Source organism: Ralstonia pickettii (assembly GCF_001699815.1).
Classification (GTDB): domain Bacteria; phylum Pseudomonadota; class Gammaproteobacteria; order Burkholderiales; family Burkholderiaceae; genus Ralstonia; species Ralstonia thomasii.
Map to the genome: position 1 here is coordinate 63,347 of NZ_MCGB01000061.1, position 13,281 is coordinate 76,627.

Genomic DNA, 13,281 nt, shown 5'->3' on the forward strand with positions numbered 1-13,281 from the left:
ACTCCACGTTTCATGGCCACACCCGAACAGCTCCCGCTCGAACTCGGTGCGACACCCGCCCCGACCTTCGACAACTTCGTCGCCACCGGCAACGAAGAGGCGGTGCTGCGCCTGCGCGCCCTGATTCCGCAAGTGGTGGACGGTACCGCCACCGACCGCCTGGTCTACCTGTGGGGCGAGGAAGGCAGCGGCCGCAGCCACCTGCTGCAGGCCATCTGTGCCCAGACCGAGGCCGGCGGCTACGAAGTCCGCACGCTGGAACCCGACGCCCCGCCCGAGGCCTTCGAATTCGACCCGACCATCACCGTCTGGACCATCGACGACGCCGAGCGCCTGGACGAATGGGCGCAGATCGCCGTGTTCAACCTCGTCAATGAAGTGCGCGCACATCCGCATGCCGCCATCGCCATTTCCGGGGCAGCTGCGCCGATGGCGATGCCGCTGCGTGAAGATCTGCGCACTCGGCTGGGTTGGGGTCTGGTCTACTGGTTGCGCCCCCTGTCCGACGCCGACAAGGTTGAAGCGCTGCGCCAGGCCGCCCGCGAACGCGGCATGCAGCTCTCAGCCGATGTGCCGCAGTGGCTCGTGACGCACTCCTACCGCGACATGCCGAGCCTGATGGCTTTGCTGGACGCTCTCGACACCTACTCGCTCGCCCGCAAGCGCGCCGTCACCCTGCCGCTCGTGCGCGACATGCTCGCGCTGATGAAGTGAGCCCCGGGGCTGGCGCGGCCGGTTATGTAACGTTCGGGTAAAATCGCGCCCCATGAATCTGGCCCTCTTCGACCTCGATCACACCCTCATCCCCACCGACAGCGACCACGAGTGGGGACGCTTCCTCATTCGCCGCGGCGTGGTGGATGCGTCCGAATACCAGCGCAAGAACGATCAGTTCTATGCCGACTACAAAGCCGGCACGCTGGATATCCACGCGTTTCTGCGCTTTGCCCTGGCACCGCTCGCTGCCCACCCGCGCGACACGCTCGCCCAGTGGCACGCCGAGTTCATGCACGACGTGATCCGTCCGAAGATCACGCCGCAAGCGCAAGCGCTGGTCTACAAGCACCTGGACGCCGGCGACCTGTGCTGCGTGGTCACCGCCACCAACAGCTTCGTCACCCGCCCGATTGCCGAGGCGTTCGGCATCGATCACCTGATCGCCACCGAACCGGCCACCACCGACGGCAGCCCGGACAGCGCCTTCACCGGCGATGTGGCCGGCACACCGAGCTTCCGTGAAGGCAAGGTTGCGCGCGTGCACGAGTGGCTGGCCAACATGGGCCGCGGCTGGAGCGATTTCGAGCGAAGCACCTTCTACAGCGATTCGGCCAACGACGTGCCGCTGCTGGAGGAAGTGACTGACCCCGTCGCCACCAACCCGGACGACACGCTGCGCAACCTCGCAGCCGCGCGCAACTGGCGCATCATGGATCTCTTCTAAGCAGGGCGCGGCGTGATCAAGAAACTCATCAATCGCCTGCTGGGCAAAACCTCCGCAGAGCCTCAGGCACCTGCTGAACCCGGGGCGACCGCCGCCAGGAAGACCCGCGCGCCCAAGGCACCGAAGGCGGCCAAGGCTCGCACCAAGGCCTCCGCCGGTGGCGTGCCGCGCCAGGCACGGGTATGGAGCGTGGACGAGCACGGTATCGACCCGAAGCTGCTCTCCCGCAACGCGGTCAAGGTCACATCCACGCTGCAGGAAGCCGGCTACGCCGCCTTCATCGTGGGCGGTGCCGTGCGCGACTTGCTGCTCGGCATCAAGCCGAAAGACTTCGATGTGGCGACCAACGCCACGCCCGATCAGGTCCAGGCGCTGTTCCGCCGCTCGCGCATCATCGGGCGCCGCTTCCAGATCGTGCACGTCACGTTCTACGGCGGACGCGATCAGGAAATCATCGAAGTCTCGACCTTCCGCGCGCTCGTCGACGCGGTTGACGCCGAGCAGGTGCCCGCCGGCAAGCGCGTCAAGCGCACCGAGCTGGACCACCACACGCACGCCGTCGACGCCAGCGGCCGTGTGCTGCGCGACAACGTCTGGGGCACCCAGGCCGAAGACGCCACCCGCCGCGACTTCACCGTCAACGCGATGTATTACGACCCCGCCGACGAAACCGTGCATGACTACCATCACGGCATGGAAGACATGCGCGCCCGCACGCTGCGCATGATCGGCGATCCGCACACCCGCTACCGCGAAGACCCGGTGCGCATGCTGCGCGTGGTGCGCTTCGCAGCCAAGACCGGCTTCGACATCGACCCGGACACGCGCGCGCCGATCGCGGAGCTGGGCCCGCTGATCCACAACGTGCCGGCCGCCCGCCTGTTCGACGAGATGTTGAAGCTGCTGATGTCGGGCCACGCCTGGGCGTCGCTGCAGGAGCTGCGCAAGGCGGGCCTGCATCGCGGCCTGCTGCCGCTGCTGGACGTCGCACTGGAGCAGCCGATGGGCCAGCGCTTCGTGCAGCTTGCGCTCGACAACACCGACGATCGCGTCAAGGCTGGCAAGCCGGTCTCGCCGGGCTTCCTGTTTGCCTCCCTGCTGTGGCATCACGTGGTCGAACACTGGAACCGCCGCCGCGCTGCCGGCGAGCCGCTGATCCCCGCGCTGCACACCGCCATGGATGAAGTGCTCGACCGTCAGACCGAGCAACTCGCCATCCAGCGGCGCTTCACCTCCGACATGAAGGAAATCTGGAGCATGCAGCCGCGCTTTGAGAAGCGCTCGGGCCGCATGCCGTATCGGCTGCTGGAGTCGCCGCGCTTCCGCGCCGGCTACGACTTCCTCGCGCTGCGCTGTGCCTCGGGCGAATTGCCACAGGAACTCGCCGACTGGTGGACCGACTTCCAGAGCGGCGACGGCGAAGCCCGCGAAGCCCTCATGGCACAAGCGAAGCACGCACCGAGCCCCTCGGCAAATGCCGGCCCGGCCAGCCCGGGCAAGCGCCGTCGCCGCCGACGTGGTCCGGCAAAATCGGATACAGTCGGTGACGTCAATCCGGGAAGTTCGGAGGAAACGTGAAGACAGTGGCGTACATCGGCATCGGCGCCAACCTGGGCGACGCGCGCCAGGCTGTGAAAGACGCCGTGGTCTGCCTCGCACAGCAGGTCGGCATCACCGTCACCGGCAAATCGAGCCTGTATCGCAGCGCGCCCGTCGAATCCAGCGGCGACGACTACATCAACGCCGTGGTGCGCATCGATACGCATTTCACCGCCGACCAGCTGCTCCGCATCTGCCACCACATCGAAGACCAGTTCGGCCGCGAGCGCCCGTTCCACAACGCGCCGCGCACGCTCGATCTGGACTTGCTGCTCTACGGGGACCACGTCCTCACCTCACCCGAGCTGACGGTGCCGCACCCCCGCGTGGGCCAACGCGCCTTCACCCTGCTGCCCCTGCATGAACTGGCGCCCGACCTCGTGATTCCAGGCATTGGCGCCGTGGCTGCGCTGCTGCCCGGCGTGGCCGACCAGCGCATCGAAAAGACCACGATGTGTCAGTGCATGCGCGCCAAGCAGCCCGCCGCCTGATCATTCGCACCACGCACAAACACCTGCCGATGGCCCTGGACCACCTGCGCCGCATTGTTGTCGAGGGGCCCATTGGCGTGGGCAAGACCGCGCTCGCCCAGCGTCTGGCCGATCATCTGCGTGCGTCAACGTTGTTCGAGACGCCCGCCGAAAATTCCTTCATCGCCCGCTTTTACGAAGACCCCGCGCGCTATGCGCTGCCGGTGCAGCTGCGCTTCCTGCTGCAACGTGCCGAGCGTCTGAAGGCGTGGCACAAGGCAACGCTCGCCGGCGAGCGCATCGTCGCCGACAGCTTCCTGCCGCGCGACCGGCTGTTCGCCCAGCTCACGCTGCCCGCCGATGAACTCGCGCTGTACGACGCGATGGCCAATGCGCTGGCCCTGCCGCAACAGCGCATCGACCTCGTCATCTGCCTGCAGGCTCGCGCAGAAGACCTGCTGCCACGCGTCACCCGTCGCGCCGTTCCTTACGAAACCGGCATCGATGCGGAGTATCTCGAACGCATCTGCGCCGCATACGGCGAGCTGTTTCTGTATTACGATGCCGCACCGACGATGATCGTCGACACCGCTGCCTTCGACCCCGCAGGCAACGACGACGATTTCCGCACCTTGCTCGCCCGCATCGACGCGATGCGCGGGCCCAAGGAATTCATCAAGCTGGCAACGCGCTAGTCGACGCACCACATGGTCTGCGTGGGCGCTCGCGATGCCCCAATGAGTCTCAGTCCATGAGCTATCTCCAGGAATCGAACCGCAAGGCCGTCACGGTGACTTCGCTGCAGGCCATGCGTGCCGCCGGCGAGCGCATCGTCATGCTGACCGCCTACGACTCCAGTTTCGCCGCCCTGATGGATCGCAACGGCACCGACGTGCTGCTCGTCGGCGATTCGCTCGGCAACGTGATGCAAGGCCAGAAGACCACGCTGCCGGTCACGCTCGAGCACATCGTCTATCACACCGAATGCGTATCGCGTGGGACGACCAAGGCGCTGCTCGTGTCGGACCTGCCGTTTGGCACGTATGGCACGCCCGAACAGGCTTTCCACAGTGCCGTACGCGTGATGCAGGCCGGTGCGCAGATGGTCAAGCTCGAAGGCGGCGTGTGGCTCGCGCCAACCATCAAGTTCCTGGTTGAACGCAGCATCCCCGTGTGCGCGCACATCGGCCTGACGCCGCAATCGGTGCATGCATTTGGCGGCTTCAAAGTGCAGGGCCGCGGCGACGAGGCGGCCGCACAACTGAAGGCCGACGCGCTGGCCGTGCAGGACGCCGGCGCGCAACTCGTCGTCATGGAAGCCATCCCGGCTGGGCTGGCCGGTGAAGTCACTCGTCTGCTTGCCATCCCGACTATCGGCATCGGTGCCGGGTTGGAGTGCTCCGGCCAGGTGCTCGTCATGCACGATATGTTGGGCGTATTCCCGGGTCATCGCCCCAAATTCGTACGCAACTTCATGGACGGGCAGACCACCATCGATGGTGCCGTCGCCGCCTATGTGGCTGCCGTCAAGGACGGTACGTTCCCCGGCCCGGAACACACCTTCGCCTGAGCGGCATCCGCATGGAAATCTGGTCGGCCACCGTCGACGCCTTCGCCCTGCTTGCCAGCGGCGATGCGGCGTTGTGGCGGATCGTCTGGGTGTCGTTGAAGGTGGCGATCGCGGGGCTGCTGCTGGCGGCGCCCCCCGGTCTGCTCATCGCTTACCTCATCGCCATGCACCGGTTTGCGGGGCGCCGTGCGCTGGTGGTGCTGGCGCAGGCATCGCTGTCGTTTCCGACCGTGCTGATCGGGCTGTTGCTGTATCTGCTGCTTTCGCGCCAGGGGCCGCTGGGTGGCTTCGGGCTGCTGTTCACGCAAGGCGGCATGATCCTCGGACAAGCGGTGCTTGGGCTGCCGGTGATCGTGGCGTTTGCACTGACTACACTTGAGCGGGCGGATCCGCGTCTCGCAGAAACCGCACGTGTGCTGGGCGCCGGGCGCGTCCGTTTGCTGTTGACGGTGTTTCGTGAATTGCGCTTCGGCCTCATGGCTGCAGTGGTGGCCGGCTTCGGGCGCGTCATCGCCGAAGTGGGCTCGGCGCTGATGGTCGGCGGCAACATCGAGGGCGTCACGCGCACCATGACCACCGCGATTGCGCTGGAAACAAGCAAGGGCGAGTTTGCACAGGGCATCGCACTCGGCATCGTGCTGATCGTGCTGGCACTGCTCGTCAACCTTGTGCTGGCGTGGTTGCAAGGGGCTGGCAACTATCGCAGGGAGCCGGCATGAGCGCGTTCTCGCAGCCCACGATGGTGTTTGAAGGGTTGCGCTGCCAGCACGGCGCGCGCGTGCTGTTCGAGATTCCGCGCCTGGCGCTGTCGGCAGGGCATGCGATTGTCATCACGGGCGCAAACGGCGTCGGCAAATCAACGCTGCTGCGCATGCTGGCCGGGCTTGCACCCGCCAATGGTGCGACCGTCGATTTGGGCCGCGGGCGGCAGGCGCTATCGCCCTACCCGCACGAGCTGCGCGCGCGGCTGACCTACGTGCACCAGCATCCCTACCTGTTCCGCACGTCGGTACGCGCGAATCTCGCCTATGGGCTGACCACGGGCGCGCACCGCGTGGCACGTGCGGAGTTGGATGCGCGCGTCGGCGATGCCCTGCGCTGGGCGGGCCTGCAACACGTGGTGGATGTGCCGCCCGAGCGTCTGTCCGGCGGCGAAACGCAACGTCTTGCATTGGCGCGCGCTCGGGCGCTGCACACCGACGTGCTGCTGCTCGACGAACCGACGTCGAACCTGGACGGCGCCGCACGCGAGCAAGTCATTGCGCTTGTGGGAGAACTGGCAGCAGAGGGCCGCACACTGCTGATGGTCTGCCACGACCGCGAACTGATCAACCTGCCCGGCGTGGCGCGCTGGAAGCTAGAGCACGTCAACGGTCAAGGCCGGCTCGAAATGCGCGGGCACCACACCGCGTAAGGCGTTGCATACGGCGATGGCCTCTGCGCGGGCAACATCGGCGCGGGTGAGCGAACGCTCTTGCAGCGGCCCGCCAAGCCATGGCAAAGCGTCGTTCAACAGCACGGCACGCATCACCCCCGGCAAGACGCCTGCGGACAGCGGCGGAGTGCACCACGCGCCATCGAGCTTGACCAGCAACGTGCTGCGCCCCCCTTCGGCCAATGTGCCATCGGCGTTGAAGAACACGGCATCGAATGCACCTGCGCGCTCGGCGGCCTGCCAGGCTGCATCGTAGCCTTCGCGCAACGTGGTCTTGTGCGTCGGCAGACTGTGCGTGACCTCACGCGGTTGCGATGCGACCAGCAGGCGGACCGGCGCATCCCAGCTGGCATGCAGCGGTGACAGCGGCACGGCCGATACGTTTGCTCCACCGTCCGGGGTAAGCAACAGGCGCATGCGATAGGCGCCCTCGCCTTCCAGCGTTGCGCACGCACGCGCCACATCATTCGTCAGTGCAGTCCGATCGAACGGGAAACCAAAGGCTGCCGCTGAACGCTCCAGCCGCGCCAGATGCCAATCCAGCAGCGCCACGCCCTCGCGCGTCGCGCGCATCGTCTCAAACAGCGATAACCCCGGGTCAAGCGCCGTCACGAAGCGCGCTTTCAGTTGGCACTCCGCGTACTCCTCATCGGCGATGCTGTCGTGCACGATGCCGGAGCCAATGCCTAGTTCGCCGCGACGCAGACCATCGGTGCCGGGCGCGCCAAGGACCAGCGTGCGGATCGCCACCGAGAAGCATGCGTCGCCCATCGCTCGATCGTCGGCAGGCGCATCGATCCAGCCGATGGCGCCGGTGTACAGACCACGCGGCTCGGGCTCGAGCGCCTCGATGATCTCCATGGTCCGCCGCTTGGGCGCGCCGGTGATCGAGCCGCACGGGAACAACGCTCGCAGGCAATCGGCAAGGCCGGTGGCGGGCGGAATCTCGGCCTCGACGGTTGACGTCATCTGGAGCACGCTGCCGAACGGCGTCACCTCGAACAACGCCGGCACGTGCACTGACCCCGCTCGCGCGAGGCGGCCCAGATCGTTGCGCAAGAGGTCGACGATCATCAAGTTCTCGGCGCGGTTCTTTTCGTCTGCGGCCAGTGCGATGGCGCGGGCTTCGTCGACTTCGACGTCGCCGGAGGCTGGCGCGGTGCCCTTCATCGGCCGCGCGACAAGCTGGCCGGCGCGATGCGAAAAGAACAGCTCCGGCGAGCACGACAGAATCGCGGCGCCCTCCGGCAGCCCGATGAAGGCGCCGTACGGCACCGGCTGACGCGCACGCAGGCGCCGATACAACGCCGCTGGCGCGCCAAACGCCGTCATGCGCAGGCGGTACGTGTAGTTGACTTCGTAGGTATCGCCCGCCGCAATCCAGTCGTGGATGCGCGCGATGGCGTCGGTATAGGTGGCGTGATCGACGCTGGCCGCACAATCGAACAGGCCCGCTGCCCCGCTCGCTTCGGGCCACGCGTCGAACAACGTATCGACCTCTGCCGGCGACAGCACCTGCATCGTGCGAAACAGCAGCACGCGCAGGCGGCCATCGTGGCCAGGCAATGAAGAAGACGTTTCCGTGGAAGCCGGCAGACCGACCAGCGGCCCACCAAACTCATACGGCGCAATGATCAGGGCATGCAAACCCTCGCGCCAGGCGGCACGAAGATCATCGTCCAGCCCCTCGAGCATGCCGGCCGGCCGGAAGAACTCGCCGACATAACCGGCGTACCAGCGCGAGCACGGCGCGTCGCCCGAGGTGGCATCGTCCAGCAGCGCGAACGGCGCGCCGGCGTCTGGCGCTTGGAGCGGCTGCATGACGAAGTCCTGATCGAAAAGATGGTGTTCAAGAAGCCTCGAAAAGCGTAGCGAGCGGCCCGAGGTTGGTACGAGAAGCGCAGCCGTACATCGGTACGACGAGCATCACAGTGCCAAGCTCGGGCCGCGCGGTACCTTTGCGCGGCTTCTTACGAGGAGAAGAAGTTCTTTACCTTGTCCAGCCACGACTGCTCTTGCGGGCTGTGCCGCGAGCCGCCTTCGTGCACGGACTTGTCGAACTGCTTGAGCAGGTCCTTCTGGTGCTCCGTCAGCTTGACCGGCGTCTCGATGTTGATGTGCACGTAGAGGTCGCCCGCATAGCCCGAACGCACGCCCTTGATGCCCTTGCCGCGCAGGCGAAACGTCTTACCGGCCTGCGTACCTTCGGGCACCGTGAACGAGGCGCGACCACCCAGCGTCGGCACTTCGATGTCGCCGCCAATGGCTGCCGTCGCAAACGAGATCGGCATCTGGCAATGCAGATCGTCGCCGTCGCGCTCGAACACCGCGTGCTGCTTGATGTGGATTTCCACATACAGGTCACCCGGGGGCCCGCCGTTGATGCCCGGCTCGCCGTTGCCCGACGAACGGATGCGCATGCCTTCGTCGATGCCGGCCGGAATCTTCACTTCCAGCGTCTTCTGGCTCTTCAGCTTGCCCTGGCCGTGGCACTTGGTACACGGCTTGGGGATGTACTTGCCGCTGCCGTGGCACTTCGGACACGTCTGTTGCATCGTGAAGAAGCCCTGCGACACCCGCACCTGACCGGCGCCGTGGCAGGTGGGGCAGGTCTCCACGCTGGAACCGGGCTCCGCGCCCTTGCCATGACAGTGGTCGCACTCGTCCCAGTGCGGCACGCGGATCTGCGTATCGTAGCCATGCGCGGCCTGCTCCAGCGTGATCTCCATGCTGTAGCGCAGGTCGGCGCCGCGATACATCTGCGGGCCACCGCCGCGACGTCCGCCCTGGCCCTGGGCCTGCCCGAAGATATCGCCAAAGATGTCGCCGAAGGCCTCGGCAAAGCCGCCGCCAAAGCCTGCACCGCCCGCGCCAAAGCCGCCAGCCATGTTCGGGTCGACGCCCGCGTGGCCGTACTGGTCGTAGGCAGCCTTCTTCTCAGCGTCGGAGAGCATCTCGTAGGCCTCTTTGGCCTCCTTGAACTTGTCTTCCGCTTCCTTGCTGTCCGGATTGCGGTCCGGGTGGTACTTCATCGCGAGCTTGCGATACGCCTTCTTGATCTCGTCGTCGCTCGCGTTCTTACCCACCCCGAGCACTTCGTAGTAATCACGTTTTGCCATGGTGGCTTCAGTCGTCGCCTGTTTTTACTGCGTGTCGAATAGCAAAAAAGCCGAGCGTGACATCAGGTGCGTCCCGCACAACCCGATGATCACTGCCCGGCGTACCCTCACGTCCGCCTGGCGGACGATCTGGCTTACTTCTTGTCGTTCACTTCCTTGAACTCGGCATCGACGACGTTATCGTCGTGCGGTGCGCCTTGCCCTGCTTGCGCGCCTGCCTGGGCACCAGCGGCTTGTTCAGCGCCACCCGCCTCGCCCTTGGCCTGCATGTCGGCGTAGACCTTCTCGCCCAGCTTCTGCGAGGCGGTCGCCAGCGCTTCGGTCTTGGCGTCGATCGCGGCCTTGTCGGTCCCCTTCAGGGTCTCCTCAAGCTCCTTGATCGCGGCTTCGATCTTGTCCTTCTCGCCAGCTTCCAGCTTGTCGCCGTACTCGCCCAGTGCCTTCTTGGTCGAGTGCACCAGCGCTTCACCCTGGTTACGGGAGTCGACCAGTTCGCGCAGCTTCTTGTCTTCCTCGGCGTTGGCCTCGGCGTCCTTCACCATGCGCTCGATCTCGGCTTCCGACAGGCCGGAGCTTGCCTTGATGGTGATCTTGTTTTCCTTGCCGGTCGCCTTGTCCTTGGCGCCCACATGCAGGATGCCGTTGGCGTCGATGTCGAACGACACTTCAATCTGCGGCGTCCCGCGCGGTGCCGGCGGAATGCCTTCCAGGTTGAATTCGCCGAGCATCTTGTTGCCCGAGGCCATCTCGCGCTCGCCCTGGTAGACCTTGATCGTCACGGCCGGCTGGTTGTCGTCGGCGGTCGAGAAGGTCTGCGAGAACTTGGTCGGGATGGTCGTGTTCTTACCGATCATCTTGGTCATCACGCCACCCAGCGTTTCGATGCCCAGCGACAGCGGCGTCACGTCCAGCAGCAGCACGTCGGTACGGTCACCGCCCAGCACCTGACCCTGGATGGCAGCGCCCACGGCAACGGCCTCGTCCGGGTTCACGTCCTTGCGGGCTTCCTTGCCGAAGAACTCCTTCACCTTCTCCTGCACCTTCGGCATGCGCGTCATGCCGCCCACCAGGATCACGTCGTGGATGTCCGACACCTTCACGCCAGCATCCTTGATGGCGGTGCGGCACGGATCGATCGTACGGGCGATCAGGTCTTCGACCAGCGCTTCGAGCTTGGCGCGCGTGATCTTCAGGTTCAAGTGCTTCGGGCCCGAGGCATCCGCCGTGATGTACGGCAGGTTAATTTCAGTCTGCTGCGTGCTCGACAGCTCGATCTTGGCCTTTTCAGCGGCTTCCTTCAGGCGTTGCAGTGCGAGCACGTCCTTCGACAGGTCGACGCCCTGCTCCTTCTTGAACTCGCCGATGATGTAATCGATGATGCGCTGGTCGAAGTCTTCGCCGCCCAGGAACGTGTCGCCGTTGGTCGACAGCACTTCGAACTGCTTCTCGCCGTCCACGTCGGCAATCTCGATGATCGAGATGTCGAACGTACCGCCGCCCAGGTCATACACGGCGATCTTGCGGTCGCCCTTCTCGTTCTTGTCCAGGCCGAATGCCAGCGCAGCCGCGGTCGGCTCGTTGATGATGCGCTTGACGTCCAGACCGGCAATGCGGCCGGCGTCCTTGGTGGCCTGGCGCTGCGAATCGTTGAAGTAGGCCGGCACCGTGATCACGGCTTCGGTCACTTCCTCGCCCAGGTAGTCCTCGGCGGTCTTCTTCATCTTGCGCAGGGTTTCGGCTGAGATTTGCGGCGGTGCCAGCTTCTGGCCGCGCACTTCCACCCAGGCGTCGCCGTTGTCGGCCTTGACGATGGAATACGGCATCAGGCCGATGTCCTTCTGGACTTCCTTCTCTTCAAACTTGCGGCCGATCAGGCGCTTGACGGCGTACAGCGTGTTCTTCGGGTTGGTCACCGCCTGGCGCTTGGCCGGGGCACCGACCAGGATCTCGCCATCTTCCATGTAGGCGATGATCGACGGGGTGGTGCGAGCGCCTTCCGCATTCTCGATCACCTTGGGGGTGTTGCCCTCCATGATGGCGACGCAGCTATTGGTGGTACCCAAGTCGATACCGATGATTTTGCCCATGTTCTTGCTCCTCGAATCTGGTGTCAGGACTGCACTGAATACAAACTTGGATCGGATGTGGGAGTGCCGTCCGGCTTTTCAAGGCCGAATTTTGAAAAGTTGAGCATTTTGGCCGGTTTTTCCTGGGAAAGCACCCGAAAACGTGCGCTCCCTGGCAAAAACGTGCGTTTTGAACGCCCGGAGCCGCAAACCGGGCACAAAAGGTGTGGGTGGTACCCTTGCGCGCATTGCCACTCGCCGGACACGAACCTGGCTTTTGCGCCCATGCCGTTGCCCTCGCTTCGATCCATCCTTGGCGCTACCTTGCTTGCCGCATGCGCCGTGCCCTGCGCCGATGCGGCCGTTGCCCTCCTTCAGCCCTCCCGCCGCGTCAATGCCAACCAGCCGTTCAATCTGACCCTAGTCATTTCGGGAGACGCCGCCCAGCGCAGCTATGCCGTGCCAGCCAAGCTACGCGTCACCGCCAGCGCTGATCTGCAGGGCCCGGTAGAAGTGATTCTTGATCGACACAACGCTGGCGAAGAAACCCTGCACCTGCGTCTCGGCCAGGTCCGCACGGTCGCCTATACGGGCACGCTGCCCGAGGTGCTGCGCGGTACCGTCCGGATTGATGTGCCGGACCTGGATGCAGCGCCCGTTCTGGTGACGCTCGTGCGTGGCGCAGACGCCCCGCAGATTGCCGCGGATGGCGCCCCCACCGGCGCCGCCCGCAACGCCGCCGCCGAAGCGACCCGCCCCGGCGGCGCGCTCGGCACCAACCCGAGTGCGCTCGCTGCCAACGCAACCGCTACACCGCCCATTCCCGTGGCTGTGGCCGGCAATGGCGAGGCGTCCCGCCCCCCGGAAGAAACCGCGCGCCTGACGTTCCACGAACCCATGTTCGCCGCCGTGGGCGCGCATGGGGGCCTGAACGCCAAGTTTCAGTTGAGCTTCAAATTTCGGATTTTTCAGCCGGAAAACCCGGCATCGGCAGCGCTGTTCGATAACCTGTATTTCGGTTATACGCAGTTCTCGCTGTGGGATCTGGGCAAGGAATCGGCGCCGTTCAGGGATACGAATTACCGGCCGAGCGTCTTCTATTACCGCCCCGACACGGGCGTCCATGGCGGCGCGCTCACACGGCTATCGTTCGCGGCCGGCATCGAGCACGAATCGAACGGCCGCGACGGTGACGCCTCACGCGCCATCAACACCGCATTCGTACGCCCGACGTTCCACTTTGGTGACCTGAACGATTACCACTGGAAGTTCGAGCCCAAGCTCTACGCGTACCTCACGCGCACCGGCAACACCGACATCGCCCACTACCGTGGTTTCGGGGATTTCCGCGTGTCGTACGGTGCGCCCAACGGCTGGGAACTGGCCGCCACGCTGCGCAAGGGCACCCGCAAGGCCTATGGGAGCGTCGACGCGCAATTGACGTATCCGATGAGCCGAATCTTCACTGGCACGGCCGGCTATCTGTTCATCCAGTATTTCACCGGCTACGGCGAGAGCCTGCTCGACTACAACCACAAGCTGGGCTCGCAGTTGCGCGTCGGGTACAGCCTCTCGCGATAG

General features: G+C 65.3%; 12 protein-coding genes. 9 read left to right on the top strand and 3 right to left on the bottom strand.

Annotation, left to right across the window (positions count from 1 at the left end; all coding sequences use genetic code 11):
• Positions 1-12 precede the first annotated feature (12 nt).
• The 8 genes from hda to BEK68_RS11080 are packed head-to-tail and all read left to right on the top strand — an operon-like array spanning position 13 to position 6,494.
• Positions 13-714, top strand: coding sequence for a DnaA regulatory inactivator Hda (hda, locus tag BEK68_RS11045; protein ID WP_004631704.1), 702 nt, complete (start codon positions 13-15; stop codon positions 712-714).
• A 52-nt stretch (positions 715-766) separates the two neighbouring features.
• Positions 767-1,441 (top strand): HAD family hydrolase, encoded by a 675-nt coding sequence (locus BEK68_RS11050; RefSeq protein WP_004631702.1) that lies wholly within the window; start codon positions 767-769, stop codon positions 1,439-1,441.
• Positions 1,442-1,453: 12 nt separating this feature from the next.
• Positions 1,454-3,019, top strand: a complete 1,566-nt coding sequence (pcnB, locus tag BEK68_RS11055; protein ID WP_004631699.1) for a polynucleotide adenylyltransferase PcnB — start codon at positions 1,454-1,456, stop codon at positions 3,017-3,019.
• Complete coding sequence (gene folK / locus BEK68_RS11060; RefSeq protein WP_004631694.1) at positions 3,016-3,531, top strand: 2-amino-4-hydroxy-6-hydroxymethyldihydropteridine diphosphokinase; 516 nt, start codon at positions 3,016-3,018, stop codon at positions 3,529-3,531. Before pcnB ends, folK begins: the two co-directional genes overlap by 4 nt.
• A 29-nt stretch (positions 3,532-3,560) precedes the next feature.
• A complete protein-coding gene (locus BEK68_RS11065; protein WP_012436339.1) occupies positions 3,561-4,205 on the top strand; it encodes a deoxynucleoside kinase in 645 nt (214 codons plus the stop codon).
• 56 nt (positions 4,206-4,261) lie between these two features.
• Positions 4,262-5,080 (top strand): 3-methyl-2-oxobutanoate hydroxymethyltransferase, encoded by an 819-nt coding sequence (gene panB, locus BEK68_RS11070; RefSeq protein WP_012436340.1) that lies wholly within the window; start codon positions 4,262-4,264, stop codon positions 5,078-5,080.
• An 11-nt stretch (positions 5,081-5,091) separates the two neighbouring features.
• Positions 5,092-5,799, top strand: coding sequence for an ABC transporter permease (locus tag BEK68_RS11075; protein ID WP_004631691.1), 708 nt, complete (start codon positions 5,092-5,094; stop codon positions 5,797-5,799).
• Positions 5,796-6,494 (top strand): ABC transporter ATP-binding protein, encoded by a 699-nt coding sequence (locus BEK68_RS11080; protein WP_012436341.1) that lies wholly within the window; start codon positions 5,796-5,798, stop codon positions 6,492-6,494. The genes BEK68_RS11075 and BEK68_RS11080 overlap by 4 nt, the downstream gene beginning before the upstream one ends.
• On the opposite strand, the gene BEK68_RS11085 is transcribed toward BEK68_RS11080, so the two are convergent.
• From BEK68_RS11085 to dnaK, 3 genes are all read right to left on the bottom strand, one after another.
• A complete protein-coding gene (locus BEK68_RS11085; RefSeq protein WP_012436342.1) occupies positions 6,438-8,336 on the bottom strand; it encodes a bifunctional chorismate-binding protein/class IV aminotransferase in 1,899 nt (632 codons plus the stop codon). The genes BEK68_RS11080 and BEK68_RS11085 overlap by 57 nt on opposite strands.
• A gap of 149 nt (positions 8,337-8,485) precedes the next feature.
• Entirely contained in the window at positions 8,486-9,634 is a 1,149-nt protein-coding gene (dnaJ, locus tag BEK68_RS11090) for a molecular chaperone DnaJ (RefSeq protein ID WP_004631688.1), read from the bottom strand.
• A 134-nt stretch (positions 9,635-9,768) separates the two neighbouring features.
• Positions 9,769-11,721, bottom strand: a complete 1,953-nt coding sequence (gene dnaK / locus BEK68_RS11095) for a molecular chaperone DnaK (protein WP_012436343.1) — start codon at positions 11,719-11,721, stop codon at positions 9,769-9,771.
• A 264-nt stretch (positions 11,722-11,985) separates the two neighbouring features.
• Between dnaK and BEK68_RS11100 the strand changes: the two genes are divergently transcribed.
• On the top strand, positions 11,986-13,281 hold the full coding sequence (locus tag BEK68_RS11100; protein ID WP_012436344.1) for a phospholipase A: 1,296 nt from the start codon (positions 11,986-11,988) through the stop codon (positions 13,279-13,281).